Genomic DNA, 17,802 nt, shown 5'->3' with positions numbered 1-17,802 from the left:
AGAAACTTCAAGCTACCCCTCCGCCCTTAGCATGTCAATTAATTGGACATTTACATGCAATCAATGGTTTGCCTGAAAAGCCACAGCTGATTTCTCGTAATGCAAACATGCCGCGTTAAACTGCCGGAGTCTTCCTGGAAACGGGCTAGAGCGGCACGACAAATTGCACATACACAACACTCTCCTCTCAGAACATCATGTCACGCCAAGCAAATGGCTGCCCACACAAGAAGGCTGAACTCTTTAAGAATGGTGATCTATTCGATTAGAACGAATTTAATCGTGATGTGCTTTCTAACTTCGCGCCGTTCATTCCCCTCCATGCTCTATCTTCGCAAAATCAACCTAATTTCTTTCCATAATCTGGAATACTTAAAATTACTTTCTGAGTTGTTCCTTTTGGAAGTCTTTTCTCGAAAATCGTTTCTTCAAAATCATTACTATAAAATAATCTTTCTTCCGCCCCATCAAACCCTAAATACAATGAGAGACCACAATCCCACAATTCCCCAGTTGGGATATAAACAACCCTATCTTCACTCAAAGCATGAAAGTCAATCTCTTTCACGCACACCTTACCCAGATCCCTTACAGACAATTCAGATCGGAAGTTACACTTCAATTCAGCAACAATAGAATTAATGGTGTAATCATTATACTTCACCCGCAGAACGGAATCCCCTTCAATAAATATATCAACCGATCCATAAATCAGATTACCCACCACATCAAGAGGCTCTATTTTTATAGCAAATAGATTCACATCGCCAATGATTACTTTATTTTCCATCCCAACTTCCTCAATTGTGCCTTATCTCGTTCAGGTATTTTCAACGGAGCTCTAGCATCACCTGTACTGCCACTCCAGTGATACGTCCCTGCATTATCATCGAAAAACCTATGCACGCCTCCACTTTCATCCATAGTATATCTTGCTTCAGTACCTGGTATCCCAACTGACTTATCAAACAAATCTAATGAGTTTCTTGGCTCAATCCCTCTAGGCGCCCCTCCAGCACCACCACCACCAGCTCCTGGGGTATGCTTTTCATTAGATTTATAAGCCAAGCCATTTTCAGCGACTGTAGCTTCTGGTACTGGCAGCCGCCTGCTCCCTTGCTTCCCTACATTTTTATCAAGCTCAGGACAGCATTTTGCATTGTGCACCCAAACCCCAAGCTCACCCACGTGGTAAGTCTGGAATTCGGTTACCTGGATATTGAAGACGGTTTCCCGTACGTCCTCCTTCCCCTGGCTGATCACGGTCAACAAGCCATCCGCCTTGTCCAGCAAAGTCATGCCAGGCTGCAACAACGCCGCCTTCCTCCATCCCCAATCTTTGATCCAGAATGGATGCTCCGCCGTCGTTCTCAACACCTCCTGCTTACCCGCCGCATCTTCCACCACGACCCTGAAGATGTCTTGATCCACAGTAGCCTTATGCGCCACAACTGGACGGAAGCCATACTCTCCTGTTTGATCATCACGCGCCCATACCAACTCTCCTCCAACAAATGTCTCGACCGCTTTCAGCCCTTTATCTGTCAAGATTGGTGTGCCGGCTACAAAGCAAGCTCCGTCAGTACAAACACTGAGAATCCCCGACTCAGCTTCGTTGAGATATTTTTTTGCTTTCGCGATATCGCCTGCAGCCAGTGCTGCTTTTGCTTCCTTCGCCAGAGAAACGACCAATCCAGCATCCGGCATGCTGCTTGCCAATGCGAGCACAACATCCGTCGCGTTTTCTGCATCTTTTAAGGACAAAATAGTACCAATCACGGGTAACTGATCGGCTACCGACCTCAAGGCTAATGTACTACCTTTTTTCTCTCCGGCCTTAACCGCAGCCTGAACCTCAGGGCCACCACGCACTGGAATCTGCCAGTCCGCGAAAGCATTGTTCTCCATCTCCGTCTTAGCCGCATTCACCGTAGTCGCTGCCGTATCCGCACCACCGGTTCCCGCCGCCAAGCCGGTCAACAGACCGCTGACCAGATTCTCCCGCTGCAGCTTCTCCTCCGCCGTCATCTTCTCGGCATCGGTATGCTGGATCAGGTCCAGCGCGTTGTTCAACGCCACGCTGGCCGCGCCGCCCGCCGCGCCGGCGCCGCAGCTCTGGCCGCTGGCTTCCGCCCCGGCGCAGGCCACAGCAGCGTGCAGCACCGCGCGGACGGTTTCGCTCTCCGCCATCGGCTTGCCGTCCTTCTCCAGCTGATCCGCCATCTCCTTGACCTTCTGCGCCCCCAGGCCCTGCAGATAGGCGATGCCCGCGTTCTGCGCCATGCCGGATAGGCCGTTGGCCACATTGCCGCCTATGCCGGCAGTGGCGGCGGTGAGGATTTGGCTGTATTCGCCGCCCGGCGCCCACTTGGCCGCATCGGCGGCCTGCGCCTGCAGTTGGTCCTTCTGCGCCTGCGTCAACGAGGGATCGGCGTTGGCCTTGTCGGCCAGGTCCTTCGCCGCCTTGGCTTCCGCCGCCTTGTTGGCGGTGAAGGTGCCCACCTGGTCGGTCAACGTCTGCACCACGGCGAAGGCGGTTTGCAGCTGCTGTTTGTCGAACTTGTCTTTCAGCGCGTTGGCGCCGTCCTTGTCGCTGCTGACATTGCGGTTGACCGCCGCCGTGGCCTGTTCCGCGGTCTGACCGGTCAACGCCTGCTGGGCCGCGCCGTCGGTTATGGTCAGCTTGCCGCCGCTGATGCCGGCGCGGGTGGTGCTGTCCTCGCTTTCGTGCGCGGCCATCACGCCGGTCGGCACGACGCTGCCTCCGTTATCGTACTTCTGCACCTGCACGCCATAGGGACCGGTGGCAGGCTGAGCGCCGTTCTGGTCTTGCGCGACGGACTTGTCGGCAGCGCTGTCGGCAGGCTTGTCAGCCGACTTGCCGCCGGAACCGCTGCCCCAGCTGCCGCTGACGCCCAGGCCTACGCTGCTGCCGGAAGAGTTGGCATGGTTCTGCACATCGCTGACGGTGAGCGTGCCGGTGCTCAGGCTGTTCTTGCCGTCTGCCACCGCCTTGTCGCTGCCGGCGATGACGCCGCCCGCCAGATTGGTGTTGCCCTTGACCGTCACCTGATAGCCGCCGTCGCCGGCCTTCAGGCCGGACTGATGCTGCACACTGGCATAGTCGTTGTCCATCTTCTGCTGGCTATAGTTGGCGCTGGCGCTGAAACCGTAGCCGACGGTGACGCTGCCGCCCATGCTCTGATTGCTGCTGTGGTACTGGTGCTGGTCCTGCAGGCTTTCGATGTCCAGCTTGCCGCCGACGTCCGCGACGATGGTCTGGCCGCGCGCTTCCGCGCCCTTCAGCGTGGTATCGCCGCCGGACTGAATATGCAGCGTCTGACCGGCGTTGACGGTAGTGTCGCGCTGATCCACCGTATTGCCATTCTCATGGCCGGCGTTGCGGCTGGCATTGGCGGTGATGCCGAAGCTGAAGCCGTTTTGCCCGAACGAACCGCCGATGCCTACGCCCCAGCTGCTGCCGCTGCTTTCGCCATGCAGGCTGCTGCTGTCCTGCGCAGACAGCAGATTGACTTGCTTGTCGGCCTGCAGCGTGACATTGCGTCCGGCTTGCAACTGGCTGCCCAGCACGTCGATATTGGAATCCTTGCCGCCGCTGGCTTGCAACATCAGGTCGCGGCCGGCGCTCAGGCTGGTGCCCGCATGCGTCTGCGACTGGGTTTCCTGTTTGCTGTCGCTGTGGCTGGCGCCGATGGTGACGCTGCCGGACACCAGCTGGCCGTTGGTGGCCGATTGCACCGCCTGGTAGCCGTTGTAGGCCGCCAGCGCCGCGGTGCCGGTCGCCAGCGCGCGGGTGCGGGAGTCTGCGTTTTGGCCGCCGGCGGCGATCTGGCCCATATTCGTCGCCGCATCCATCGCCGTCAGGATGGGGCTGCTGACGGTGGCGGTAATGCCCCATTGGTCCATGTGGTGGGTTTCGACGCGGCTGTCCTGATCGACGCCCGGCGCGACATGCACCGCCTTGCCGCTGAGCGACAGGTCCTGCCCGGCCTGCAATTGGGCGCCGGCGACATTGATCGCGTCGGCGGCGCTCAGCGTGACATTGCCCTGCTGGCTGACTATCTGGCTGAGCGCGCTGCTTTGCGTGCTGCCATGGCCTGCGGCCGTGTCCTCGGTATGCTGCACGCCTATGGTGGCGCTGTGGTTGCCGCCGCCGACATTGCCGAGCGTGAAACCCTTGCTGTCCTGGTTGAACTGGTAGTTGGCGGTGGCCGCGCCGATATTGACATTGCCCTGGCTGGCGGCGATGGCGACGTCATGCACCGCCTGCAGCGAGGAGCCGGCGACATTGACGTCCCCGCCCAGGCTCACCACGCGGATCTGCTCTCCCTGGATCTGGCTGCCGTTCAACTGCTGGCCGTTCTGGCTGGACTGGCTGTCCTGGCGCGACTGGTTGTAAGGCGTCAGCGAGGTGCCGCTGTGGTTGGGTCCGCCTTCCATCGCCCGGATCGCGTCGCCGATTTGCGGCGTGTACAGCGACAGACGTGTGGTATGGCTGTAACTGCTGCTGTCGCTCTGCTGTTCGTTGACACCGGCCAGGATGTCGACCTTGCCGTTGGCGAACAGATCCACCTTGTTGCCGGCCTTCAGCTGGGCGCCGACCACGGTGATGTCGCCGACCTGCTCGACCGGCTTGCCGCTGGCCTGCAGCGAGATGTCGCCGCCGGCCAGGATGGCGCTGCCGACGCTGTTGACGGTGCGGGTATGCTGCTGATAACCCTGCTCCGATTTGGTGTAGGACATATCGAGCTCGCCACTGGACATCGAGGTGGCGGCCAGTTCGGTGCCTATGCCCTTGAGCAGGCCGAAGCCATGCTGGGTGTTGGCGATGTCCTTCAGGTTGTCAAAGGTGTCCTTCAGCGTGTTGACCGCGTTGACGGAGAAGCCGCTCTGCTTTTCCACATGGCTGTGGTCCACCACCGTCAGATCGCGCCCCTCCTGCACCATCACCGACTTGGCGCCGACGTCGACATTGCCGGTCAAGGCGCTCAGGCCGCAGCCCTGCAGCAACACATTGCCGCCGGCCTGCACCGACAGATCGCCGTTCAGGCTGCCTACCAGGCTCTTGCTCTGGCTCTGGATGATACCCTGGGTGTTCAGCGCGTCGGTCAGCTCCTTGCTGCCCACCATGAAGCCGCCCCAGCCGGTACCGAACACGCCGGAGGTTTTTTCGTGGTGGTACTGGAAGCTCTGGCTGGTATTGGTGCCGGCCAGGATGTTGACGTTGTTGCCGGCCGCCAGACGCACCGCGTCGCTGCCCGCCACCTGGCTGCCGACGATGTCGAGATCGTGGCCGGCGCTGACGGTCAGCTTGTCCGCCGACAGATTGGTGCCCACCTGGGTCGCGCTCTGATGGGCGCTGATGTCCACCGTGGTCTTGTGCTTCAGGAAGCCGCCTGACGAGGTCACCGTCTTGCTGTAATCGCTGTGCTGGTTGGCCGCGGTGCCCAGATTGATGTCGCGGCCGGCGGCCAGCGTGGCCTCGCCGTCGCTGCGCAGGCCGGCGGCGTGGGTGGCGATGTCGCGCCCAGCCTGCAGGATCAGCCCGCCCTCGCCCTGCACCGATGTGCCGTGCTGCGTCAGGTCGTAATTATTGCGGACGCGCTCGCCCCAGGTATTGTCGTTGCGGCTTTCCGTCGCCACCGCGCCCAGCAGGATGTCGTTGCCGGCGGACAGCGCGAGCTTGCCGCCGCTGGCCAGGCTCGCGCCGTTCAGCTGCGCGTCGCCGCCGGCTTGCAGCTGCAAGCCGTTCTTGCCGGACAGGCCGGCCACGGTCAGCTTGTCGGTCTGCCAGTTGTGGCTGTTGCTCCAGTTGTAACCGCTGTCGTGCTTGCTATTGACCTGGCTCTGCACGGTCAGCTGCTTGCCGGCCAGCGCGGCCAGGCTACCGCCTGTCGATTGCGCCGACGAGCCGCTCAGGCTCAGATCGCCGCCGGACTTCAGCAACACGTCGCCGCCGCCCTGCAGCAGCGAGGCGTTGCGGTTCTGGCTCAGCGTGTCGTAGCCGCCGCCCCACCAGTTGCCGGCGCCGTGTTGGCTGTCCAGCGTCGATTCCAACGTCAGGCTGTTGCCGGCCAGCGCCAATACGCTGCCGCCGGCCTTGGCGCCGCTGCCGGACAGCGTCAGGTCGTTGCCGGCGCTCAACATCAAGCTACCGCCGATGTTCAGCTGGCTGCCGACATGGTCGGTCTGCTGGTATTGGAAGCCGCCGTAGCGGTTGGCGCCGCCCAGCGCGTAACGGGTTTCGCGGCTGGCGATGTCCAGATCGCGGCCGGCCTGCAGGCTGGCGCTGCCGCTGGCGTCCAGGGCCACCGCCTGCAGTTTCAGGTCGTTGCCGGCCTGCAGCTGCATGTCGCCGCCGGCCTTGACGCTGCTGCCGGCCTGGCTGTGTTGCGCGTCGTCGGTGATGATCAGATCCTGCTTGGCGGACAGGCCCAGATCGCCGCCGGCCTGCACCTTACCGCCCTCGATGCGGATGTTGTTGGCCTGCGCCAGCAAGGCGGTGTCCGACTTCAGCGTGCCGCTGTTGACCAGGTCGCCGCTGGCCAGCAGGCTCATGCTGTTGCCTGCCAGCACCGCGCCCTGTCCGCGCAGGGATTTTTGATCTGCGTTGGCCAGGTAGACCATAGGCACCAACACGTCCTGGCCGCCGACGTTCTGCTTCACCAGCCACACCATGTCGGACGTCAGCCTGGCCATCTGATCGGCGGACAAGGCCATGCCCGGCGTCAGCTGGAATTGCTTGGCGTACTGCGCGCCGTTGCTCATCAGCTGCTGGTACTGCTCCATCGCGTTGCCGTAGCCGGACAGGAAGCGCTTGCCGGTCAGGTCGGTGACGGCGCGGCTGACCAGCTGCTGTTCGTAGAAGCCGTCGCCCAGCCGCTTCTCCACCTTGCTCGGGTCGTAGTTCAGCTGCTTCAGCAGGTAGTCGGACGAGACGAAGTTGCTGTATTGGGTGAACTGCGGATTGGTTTCCACCAGATACGGCTGCTGCGGCGCCGGCCTGGCGTGGAACATGCCGTTGTCCGGCACCGCGTAGCCGCCGGCCACCGGATTGCCGGCCTTGGCGCCGCCAGCCGCCAGCGTCACCTGCTGCGTGGCCGGCGCCGGCTGGTAGCTGCTGCCGAGCCCCCCCAGTCCCGGGATAAAGAGCGGCACGCGATTAGCCAGCTCCGCCTCGGCATTGCGGCCAATATGGCCTTGCAAGGTCTGACCGCTCGCACTGTCAACGGTCTTGCCGCCCAACGCCTGACCAGTGGCGCTCGCTGCCGACTGGCCGGCAGTGGTGACTGCCTGCCCCGTCGCCTGATCGAACATCACCGAGACTTGCGATACGGCATTCGCTACCGGCCCCATGTCCAGCTGCTTCACAGCTTTGCCATTGACAATGGTTGGCGCCTGCAGGCTCAAATGCTGATTAGTGGCAACAGTGGCATCGAGCGAACCAATCACTTGGCTATTAGTAATAGCCGGCAACCCTACTGGTGTAGTGCAAGTAAAAATATTACTTGCACAAGAAAAAATCGTCCCAGGATTGCCCAATGACATTGCATTAGACACAGCTGTGATTGTGGTAGTTTTCTTTAACTGCTGCCCAATATTTTGCACACTGCCTGATGTCGCAAAAAGGCCACCTCCCGTGGAAATTGAGCTGTACTGATTATATATTTCACCACTACTGACATGTAGATCCCCACCCACCAACAACCGGGCAGGCTGGACAAATCCACTTGCGACATCTGTAACAATCGTAGTTGTAGTAACTCTGGAAAACTCACCAGAATGGGCTATCTCTATATTTGGGTTCGTATTCGACAAAGAAACAACAGGCCCCATCCCCCCTTTGTATGCTGCCCCAGGCTCCCAAGAAGAAAGCATATCACCCATACGAATAGGTCGAACTGGAAACGGGCTGTCTAAAGAAGCTAGGTTTTTATTTGGATCAAATCCAGGCAGGAATGTATATCGATTACCATCTCGCCACAAATAGTAAACCGTCATCGTGTCTTCTGGCTGCTTCCCTAGCCAAAACGGAGGAGTCCCATCGTAATCTCTACGAACCGTCAATATTTGATTTTTCTGATCATCGCTGACAAATCGATATTTAACAACTTGGTCTGGTGTGCTATGACAATGATTACCACTACAATCATTATAAACATGCTGGGTACTTAAATCCAATCCATTCAAAAAATTGAATTGCCCAACATAAGCCATATAGCCAGATGCACATGATCTCATTCCATCATGTCCACATTCAGTATAACTAGTAACGTATGTGGGTATTTGATATGTGGTTTTTTCTGAAGTCACAGTTGTAGAGCTTTGACTAACAGTTACCGGATTCGACTCATTACTCACCCTCCCCGCTTCAATAAACATATTCCCATCCGACTGCAAGGTCGCGATGTGATTCACCACCTGCCCCGCCGCCGCGCCGGCCTGGCCGATGCGCATATCGCCCTGGCTGTACAGCCAGGCGCCGTCATGGTTGTTCAGCGTGCCGGCGATGTTCAGCGACAGATTGCCGGCCGAAGCCAGCACGGCCTTGCCGCCGCCGTTGTCCAGGCTGCCGGCGTGGATGGCGATGTCGCCGGCGGTGATGGAGGCGGCGTTGCTCAGGCTGGCCGCGTTCAGGTTCAAGGCGCCGGCGCCCAGGCTGCCATAGTTGAACAGGCCCTGGCTCAGCTGGGTGCTCAGCGTGCCGCCGATGTTGACGCTGCCGTTATTGGTCCAGTTGACGCCGGACAGGCTGAGGTTGCCGCTGCTTTGCAGCTGGCCGTTGTTGACCAGGTTGCCGCTGGCGCTGATGCTCAGATTGCGGTTGGCCTGCAACTGGGTGCCGGCGTTGTTGACGAAATCGCCCTGCAGGCTCAGCGACAGGTCCTGTCCTGACAACAAGGTGCCGGCGTTGGCCAGCGACACGGTGTCGATCGCCAGATTGCGCTGGCCGTAAACGCTGCCGCCGCCGTTGTCCAGGCCCTGCAGCTTCAGCTGCCAGTTGCCGTTGCCGGCGATCTGGCCGCCGTTGGCCAATTGGCCGCTTATCGTCAGCCGGCTGTCGCCGGCGCCCAGCGCCAAGATCTTGCCGCCGGCGTTGCGCAGGCTGCCGCTGTCCAGTTGCAGCGTCTGGCCGGCCTGCAGCAGGCCGCCGCCGTTGTCCAGGCTGGCGGCGCCCAGCGTCAGCGCGCCGTTGCTGCCCAGCGTGCCCTGCTGGTTGTTCAGCGCCTTGCCGTGCAGCGTCAGGTCGCCCTGGCTGCTCAGCACGCCCTGGCTGTTGTCGAGGTCGCCGGCGTCGACTTGCAACTGGCCGGCGGAAGTGATCCTGCCCTGCTTGCTGTTGTCGATCTGGCCGCGGACGGCCAGCTTCGCCAGGCCGCCGCCGGCCTGGCCTATCAGGCCGTGCTGGTTGCCCAGGCTGGCGGCGCTCAGTTGCAACTGGCCTGCCTGCAGCTTGCCCTCGCCGTTCTGCGCATCCTGCGCCAGCCGCGCGTCCAGGCTGGCGGCGCTTTGCAACAGGCCGCCGCGGTTGTCCAGTTGATTAGCCTGCAGCGTCAGGTCGCCGTTGGCGGCCAAGGTGCCGGCGGCCGAGTTGTCCAGCTTGCCGCCCAGCGCGATCCGGTTGCCTCCGGCGCCCAGCGCCTTGATGCCGCCGCCGCGGTTGTCCAGGGCGGCGGCGTCCAGTTGCAGGCTGTCGCCCTGCATTGTCCCCTTCTGATTGTCCAGCGCGCCCTGCAGCGTCAGCTTCAGCGCCTGGCCGCTGGCCAGCGTGCCGCCCTGGTTGTTCAGGTCTTGCCGCACATTCAAGGCCTGCGCGCCCTGGCTGCCCAGCACGCCCTGGCGGTTGTCGAGCTGGCCGGCCTCTACGGTCAGGCCGCCGTTGCTCAGCAGCTGGCCCTGCTGGTTGTTGAAGGCCTGGCCGATCTGCAGCCTGGCTTCGCCTGCGCCGATCTGGCGGATGTCGCCGGCCTGGTTGCTCAGGCTGTCGGCCTTCAGATTCAAACCCTGGGAGGCGATATGGCCGCCGTCATTCGTCAACGTGGTTTGCTTGCTCAGTTCCAGATGGCCCCCGGCCTGCAAGGCGCCGTTGGCGTTGTCTACCGTGGCCGCGTTCACCGTCAGGTCGGCATTGCCGGCCAGTTTGCCCTGGTTGTGCAAGTCGCCGCTGACGTCAACCTTGCTAGCCGCGTCTTTGCCGAGGGCCAGAATCTGGCCTTTATCCGCGTTGCTCAGACTAGCAGCGCTCAGCTGCAGATCTTTGCCGGACTGGATGGTGCCGGCGACATTCTCCAGCGCACCGGCCGTCAGCTTGACCTGGCCGCCGCTGCCCAACGTGCCGTCGTTATGCAGCTTGTCGCTCGCCGTCAAATCGACGCCCTGGCCGCCAACCAGGCTGCCTTTCGTATTGTCCAACGTCTTCAGCGTGCTGCTCAGTTGTCGCTGGGCATAGATTTCGCCGGCCTGGTTGCTCAGGTGGTCGGCGTTGAGGGTCAGACTCTGCGCGGCGAGGTGGCCGCCGTCATTGGTGAGGGTGCTCTGCTTGGTCAGATTCAGCTGACCGGCCGCTTGCAAGGTGCCCTTGCTGTTGTCGACCGTCGCCGCATTCACCGTCAGGTCCGCATTACCGGCCAGCTTGCCCTGATTGTGCAGTTCGCCCGCCACATCGACCTTGCTGGCCGCGTCTTTGCCGAGGGCCAGAATCTGGCCTTTATCCGCGTTGCTCAGACTAGCAGCACTCAACTGCAGATCTTTGCCGGACTGGATGGTGCCGACGACATTCTCCAGCGCGCCGGCCGTCAGCTTGACCTGGCCATCGCTGCCCAGCACGCCGTCGTTATGCAGCTGATTGGATACCGCCAGGTCGACGCCCTGGCTGCCGATCAGGCTGCCCCGGCTATTGTCGAGGGTCTTCAGCGTGCTGCTCAGCTGCTGCTGGGCGTAGATCTCGCCGGCCCGGTTGCTCAGGCTGTCGGCGTCCAACTTCAGGCTCTGGCCGGCGATGCGCCCGCCGTCATTGCTCAGCGAGCTTTGCTTGCTCAGCTCCAGATGGCCGGCGGCCTGCACGGCGCCGTTGGCGTTGTCGACGCTGGCCGCATTCACCGTCAGGTCGGCGTTGCCGGCCAGCTTGCCCTGGTTGTGCAGTTCGCCCGCCACGTCGACCTGGCTGGCCGCGTCCTTGCCCAGCGCCAGGATCTGGCCGGCGTTGGAGAGACGGTCCGCCGTCAACTGCAGCTCCTTGCCGGACTGGATGGTGCCGGCGGCATTGTCAAGTTGGCCGGCCGTCAGTTTGACCTGGCCGTCGCTGCCCAGCACGCCGTCGTTGTGCAGTTGTCCGGAAACGGTCAGGTCGATGCCCTGACCGCCTATCAGGCTGCCCTGACTGTTGTTCAGGGTTTTGAGTTGGCTGCTCAGCTGTTGCTGGGCGTAGATTTCGCCGGCCCGGTTGCTCAGGCTGTCGGCGTCCAGATTCAGGTTCTGCGCCGCGACGCGGCCGCCGTCGTTGGTGAGGGTCGTCTGCTTCGTCAGACCGAGGCTGCCCGCGGCCTGCAACGTCCCCTTGACGTTGTCCACGCTGGCCGCGTTGACGGTCAAATCGGCATTGCCGGCCAGCTTGCCCTGGTTGTGCAGCTCGCCCGCCACGTCGACCTTGCTGGCCGCGTCCTTGCCCAGCGCCAGAATCTGACCGGCGTTGGTGACGGAGGCCGCCGTCAGCTGCAGGTCCTTGCCTGATTGAATCGTGCCGGCGGCGTTGTCCAGCTTGCCGGCCGTCAGTTTGACCTGGCCATCGCTGCCCAGCACGCCATCGTTATGCAGCTGATTGGATACCGCCAGGTCGACCGCCTGGCCGCCGATCAGGCTGCCTTTGCTGTTTTCCAGCGTCTTCAACCTGCCGCTCAACTGCTGCTGAGCGTAGATTTCGCCGGTTTTATTAGTCAATGAGTCGGCGGTGACGTTCAGACTTTGCGCCGCGATATGGCCGCCGTCGTTGCTCAGCGAGCTTTGCTTGCTCAATTCCAGATGGCCGGCCGCCTGCAGCGTGCCCTTGCTGTTGTCGACACTGGCCGCGTTGACGGTCAGATCGGCGTTGCCGGCGATCTTGCCCTGGTTGTGCAAATCGCCGCTGACATCGATCTGGCTGGCCGCGTCCTTGCCGAGAGCCAGGATCTGGCCGGCATTCGTCACGCCGGCAGCGCTCAGCTGCAAGTCCTTGCCGGACTGGATCAGGCCGGCGCCGTTGTCGAGCTGGCCGGCGCCCAGCCTCAACTGCCCGTCGCTGCCCAGCACGCCGCCGTCGTTGCTCAGCGCGCCGTCGACACGCACGTCCGCGCCCTGCTGGCCGACCAGCCGACCCTGGCGATTGTCCAGTTGCGCCGCCCGCGCGTCCAGGCTGCCGTCGCTGGCGATGCGGCCCTGTTCGCGATTGTCCAGCGCGCCGCTTGTCAGTTGCAGCGTGCCGGCGCCGCCGTGGCCGACTTCGCCGCCGCGGTTGTCCAGGCTGCCGCTGCGCAGGCTCAGCGAGCGGCCGGCGCTGGCGAGCAGGCCCTGGCGGTTGTCGGCCGCGCCGTCGACATGCCAGGCCGAGTCGTCCTGGCCGGTCTGCACGATCTTGCCCTGGCGATTGTCCAGCGCGCCCAGCCGCAGGTCCACCTTGGCGGCGGACAACTGGCCGCCGCGATTGTCCAGCAGGCCGCCGGCGTCCAGGCTGGCGGCGCCGGCCGCGGTCAGCCTGGCGTTCCGGGTGTTCAGGTCATCTGTTGCCTGGAGGTCCAGCGCGCCGTGACTGGCGCTGACGGTGGCCTGGGACAGATCGGCCAGGCCGGCCTGCAGGCTGACATCGCCGCCGGCCAGCAGCTGGCCGCTGTGCTGTAGCATGCCGGCGCTGGTCACCGCCAGCCGGCCGTGGTCGCTGAGTTTGCCGTCGGCCTGGGCGCCGGCCGCCAGCGCGCCGTCGCCTTGCAGCGAGCCGGTGTTCAGCGTCAGATCGCCGCCGGCGCTGAGCGTCTGGTGCAAGGTGCTTTGACCGGCCACGTCTATCCGGGCCTGGCCTTCGGCGCGGGTGACGCCGTCGTGTTGCAGCTGGCCGTCGGCCTGCAGAAGCAGATTCTGCTGGCTGTGGGTCTTGCCGCGCAGGATCAGGTCGCCGGCGCTGCTCAGTTGCAGATCGCCGGCCTGCGCCGCCATCGTGCCGGCCTGATTGACGCCGACGCCCTTCTCGGTGCCGACCAGCTTGATCGCGTTGGCGTACATGCCGCCCAGCTGCGCCACGTCCAGCGCGAAGGCCGGCGCGTCGCCGGCGCTGGCCGGCAGCGGCTGCGCCGCCAGCGTGGCGGCGTCCACCTGGTTGCGCCCCAGCACCAGGTCCAGCTTCTGCGCGTACAGATCGGCGTTGACCGACACCGCCCGGCTGATGATGGCGAAGCTGTCGACATTGCCGGCGTTCAGGCCGGCGCCGTCTATGCTGACGCGGCCGCCGGCCACCTGGTAGCCGCTCAGCGCGCCTTGGGCGTTCAGTTGCGGCACGCCGGTGGTCAGCGTGACCTGCGGCGTGTTGATGAAGCCGCAGCCGCTGCACGTGATGCCCCACGGGTTGGCGATCACCACCTGCGCGCGCTGGCCGGCCACTTCCAGATAGCCGCGCAGCTGCGACGGGTTGGCCTGCGTCACTTCGTTGAGGATGATGCGGGCACTGCCGTTCTTCAGATTGGCGTTGCCGCTGATATAGCCGGCCAGCTGGGTATTGACGTTGACCGGACTGTTGTTCAGCAGCGCGCCGCCGGGGCCGACATTGAATTGCTGGTACTGGTTGTGCGATACGCCGGCGGCGGTCGGCGCGGCGATCTGCACCACAGGCAGGCCGTTGGCCGACTGGATCACGCCGGGCTGCTTGCCGGCCGGCGCGTGCGGATCGGCGACGATGTCGGCCGCCAGCGCGCTGGCGCCGAGCCCCAGACCGATCAGCAGCACGCTGAGCCGCAGCGAGAACGCCTTGCACGCCGCCGCCAGCGTCGCGGCGACGCCGTCGGCGCCGCTGCCCTTGCCCTGTCCGCAGGCATCCTCCTGCACCACCATCAATTGGCCGCGCGCTTGGTTGAAAATAATGCGATAGAGTTGCTTGTTCATGATATCGGGTCTGCTATGCGGAACGGGGCAGCGGGCTTACCACTGCGCGGTAATCGAGAAATGGGTGATGGCGGGACGGTCCCAGCCCTGCGGCTGGTGCAGCGCGCGCTCGTGGACGAGCTCGGCCGACAGATGGCCGCCCAGGCTCAGCCGCAGGCCGGCGGCCCAGCCGGACAGGCTGCGATCCGGCCCGCCGTCGTAGGCCGGACGGGCGATCTGGCCGGCGTCCAGGCCCAGGTAGGGCTCCAGCGCCAGAGAACCGGCCGGCGGCAGCGGCCAGCTCAGCTCATTGCGCAGGTAATAGCCGCTCTGCCCGACCAGGGTGCTGGTATTGAAGCCGCGCACGGTACCGCGGCCGCCGATGGCGAATTGCTCGCTGGACATCAATAGGTCCGGGCTGTATTGGCCGCGCAGCTCGCTGCTCCAGCGCAGCGTCTGCGACGCGACATGCAGCGGCAGCTGCACGGCAAGCCGCCCCTGGTACAACTCGTGGCGGGCCGTCGGGCCGCCCTGCGCCGCCAGCGCGTCCGGCTGCGCGCCCCAGGCGCCGATGCCGCGCTGGTAGCCGATGGAGGCGTCCAGCACCGCCTCGCCGAGATAATGGCGGTGGCTGAGCTCCAGCCCAGCTATCGTCAGGTCGCGGCGCTGCTGCACGACTTCGGCGTCTTCGACGAAGCTGCGCGAGGCCTTGCGCGTCAGGCTCAGCTTGATGTCGGTCTTGCCGTTCTGGTCGCGCTGCAACAGCCGGGACAGCGACAGCAGCGCGTTGCGGCTGTGGCCGCTGGCGGTGAAGTCCTGGTTGACGCCCTGCACCGTCTGGCTGTAGTCGAAGCCGCTATAGCTGACGAAACCGGTCCAGTTGCCCAGCGGCAACAGCCAGGACAGCGATGTCGAACGGCTGAGCGGGTGGACCAGGTGCTCGGCGTCCTGGGTCCAGGACAGCGACACGACGTCGTTGAGGCAGGTGACGCCGCCCAGCGTCAGGCTGCCGGTGGTTTGCAGCCGACCGGTGGCGCGCTGTCCGGAATCATCCAGCGTCAACGCGCCGCCAAGCGGGCGGCCGTCCTGCCGCGTCACCACCACATCGCTGTCGCCCGGCGCGTCGCCCGGCACCATTTCCATCGTCGCCTGCTGGCCGGGCACCCGGCCCAGCTGCTCCAGTCCCTGCTCCAGGTCCCGCACATTCAGGATGTCGCCCGGACCGGTCGGAAAGGCGGTGCGCAAGCCGATGTCGCTGCCGCCGGCCTTCAACCGGATCGCGTGGATGCGGCCCGGCACCACCGCCAGCCGCAGCGCGCCGCCGCCGAGGTTCTGTTCCGGCAGATAGACGCGGCTGGTGACGTAGCCGCGCGCCACCATCGCGTCGGTCAGCGCCGCCACCAGGCGGTTCAGCTCGGCCAGGCCGGTGCAATGCCCGGCCGCCGCGCGCGCCAGCGGCTGCAGCCAGGCCTGCCAGTCGGCCGGCGCGCCGTCCAGCACGACTTCGCGGATGGAGAAACAGGCGGCCTCGGCCGCCGGCGGCACGGCCCGCGGCACCGGCTTGGCGGCCGGTGCAGGCAGGATGATGTCGGGGCGCTGTTGCAGTTCCTGCCGTTGCAGGTCGAGCTGTTGCTGATGGTTGCGCAGCAGCTGGTCGGCTTGTTGCTGCAGCGCTTCGGGCAAGGCGGCGGCGCACAGCGCCGGAAACAGCAAGCCGCCCATCAAGGCGGCCCGGGAGGAAATCGACACGGCAGACACTAGAGTGATTACTTAAGGAAAGTTAACAAAAATGTGGTGAATGTTAACCAAATATGAATGCCATTTAACTAAGTAAAAATACTTAAATCGATACGATTGGCAGCAAACTCTGACTCGTACGTCGTTTTTGACCATTTGGTTTCAATATTTACAATTTATTGACAAATAACTCCGCAGCCATCGCCACACCGCGGTCGGCCGCCCGTGGCAAGGCTTGCGCCGCGCCCGCCGCCCCCAGGCCGGAAACGCGCCGCCCGCATGGCATATGCCATCCAAAACCCCTTTTCCGACAGGGTGGCACGGGCTTTCGCGCTGGGTTAACCTACCTTCCGGCTGTGTGTCCGCCACGACGCCGGCCCGGCTCGGCGACCGTTTCCGCGCGGCCTCGCCCGGCAGCCGATACAATCTAAAAAGAGATAGCGACACCGCCAACGGTGCCCGACAACAAGCCGGCCGCGAGCCGGAACTTTCCCTTACGAGAAGCATTACCATGGCAATCAGTGTTTTCGACCTGTTCAAGATCGGCATCGGCCCGTCCAGCTCCCACACCGTGGGTCCGATGCGCGCCGCCCGCCAATTCATCGCCCGCCTGGAGAAGGACGGCCTGCTGGACGCCACCGTCCGCGTCCACGCCGAGATGTTCGGCTCGCTGGGCGCCACCGGCAAAGGCCATGGCACCGACGTGGCGGTGCTGCTGGGCCTGCAGGGCGAGCAGCCCGACCTGGTCGACACCGACGCCGTGGACGGCATGCTGGCGGCGATACGCGAACAGCGCAAACTGAAGCTGTTGGGCAAGCGCGAGATAGACTTCGTCGAAGGCGAACACCTGGTGCTGCACAAGAAGAAGACCCTGCCCTACCACCCCAACGGCATGATCTTCGAGGCCTTCGACGCCGCCGGCGAAAGCCTGTCCAAGCGCGCCTACTACTCGGTCGGCGGCGGCTTCGTCGTCGACGAGGCGGCGATAGACGCCGGCTTCGTCCCGCCGGGCGTCACCGAGCTGAAGCACCCGTTCAAGTCGGCCGCCGAGCTGTTGGCGCTGTGCCAGCGCCACGGCAAGAGCATCAGCCAGATCATGCTGGAAAACGAGCTGTCCTGGCGCAGCGAGGACGAGGTCCGCGCCGGCCTGCTGAACATCTGGAACGTGATGCAGGCCTGCGTGAAGCGCGGCTGCGAACGCGAGGGCATCCTGCCCGGCGGCATGAAGGTGAAGCGCCGCGCCGCCGACATGCACCGCAAGCTGCTGGCCTCGCCGGAAGCCGCGATGCGCGACCCGCTGACGGTGATGGACTGGGTCAATCTGTACGCGCTGGCCGTCAACGAGGAAAACGCCGCCGGCGGCCGCGTGGTGACCGCGCCGACCAACGGCGCCGCCGGCATCATCCCGGCGGTGATGCACTACTACGCCCGCTTCGTGCCCGGCGCCAGCGAGGACGGCATCGTCCGCTTCCTGCTGACGGCCGGCGCCATCGGCATCCTGTTCAAGCTGAACGCATCGATCTCCGGCGCCGAGGTCGGCTGTCAGGGCGAGGTCGGCTCGGCCTGCTCGATGGCCGCCGGCGCGCTGTGCGAAGTGATGGGCGGCACGCCGGAACAGGTGGAGAACGCCGCCGAGATCGGCATGGAACACAACCTGGGCCTGACCTGCGACCCGGTCGGCGGCCTGGTGCAGGTGCCGTGCATCGAGCGCAACGCGATGGCCTCGGTCAAGGCGATCAATGCGGTGCGGATGGCGCTGCGCGGCGACGGCCAGCATTTCGTGTCGCTGGACCGCGTGATCAAGACCATGCGCGACACCGGCATGGACATGAGCACCAAGTACAAGGAAACGGCTCGCGGCGGCCTGGCGATCAATGTGATCGAGGTGCCGGTCAACATCGTCGAATGCTGACCCCGCAAAGCTGAAAACGGCGGCCGCGCCTT

General features: G+C 63.6%; 4 protein-coding genes. 1 reads left to right on the top strand and 3 read right to left on the bottom strand.

Annotated features, from left to right (window positions below):
* Positions 1-340: 340 nt before the first annotated feature.
* The 3 genes from WNM05_RS10250 to WNM05_RS10240 are packed head-to-tail and all read right to left on the bottom strand — an operon-like array spanning position 341 to position 15,870.
* Positions 341-790, bottom strand: a complete 450-nt coding sequence (locus WNM05_RS10250) for a hypothetical protein (protein WP_434634723.1) — start codon at positions 788-790, stop codon at positions 341-343.
* On the bottom strand, positions 775-14,142 hold the full coding sequence (locus WNM05_RS10245; protein WP_434634720.1) for a hemagglutinin repeat-containing protein: 13,368 nt from the start codon (positions 14,140-14,142) through the stop codon (positions 775-777). The genes WNM05_RS10250 and WNM05_RS10245 overlap by 16 nt, the downstream gene beginning before the upstream one ends.
* A gap of 36 nt (positions 14,143-14,178) precedes the next feature.
* Complete coding sequence (locus tag WNM05_RS10240; RefSeq protein ID WP_434634718.1) at positions 14,179-15,870, bottom strand: ShlB/FhaC/HecB family hemolysin secretion/activation protein; 1,692 nt, start codon at positions 15,868-15,870, stop codon at positions 14,179-14,181.
* Positions 15,871-16,369: 499 nt separating this feature from the next.
* Here WNM05_RS10240 and WNM05_RS10235 point away from each other — a divergent pair, with 499 nt between their 5' ends.
* The gene (locus tag WNM05_RS10235) at positions 16,370-17,770 is read left to right on the top strand and encodes an L-serine ammonia-lyase (RefSeq protein WP_434634716.1); all 1,401 of its coding nucleotides are present in this window, start codon (positions 16,370-16,372) and stop codon (positions 17,768-17,770) included.
* Positions 17,771-17,802 lie beyond the last annotated feature (32 nt).

It is taken from the genome of Chromobacterium sp. CV08 (assembly GCF_051129845.1).
Classification (GTDB): domain Bacteria; phylum Pseudomonadota; class Gammaproteobacteria; order Burkholderiales; family Chromobacteriaceae; genus Chromobacterium.
This window is presented reverse-complemented; position numbering and strand designations above follow the sequence as displayed.

Coding starts and splice junctions, on each gene's coding strand:
- WNM05_RS10235 (WP_434634716.1), top strand. CDS start 16,370: ATGGCAATCAGTGTTTTCGACCTGTTCAAGATCGGCATCGGCCCGTCC.
- WNM05_RS10250 (WP_434634723.1), bottom strand. CDS start 790: ATGGAAAATAAAGTAATCATTGGCGATGTGAATCTATTTGCTATAAAA.
- WNM05_RS10245 (WP_434634720.1), bottom strand. CDS start 14,142: ATGAACAAGCAACTCTATCGCATTATTTTCAACCAAGCGCGCGGCCAA.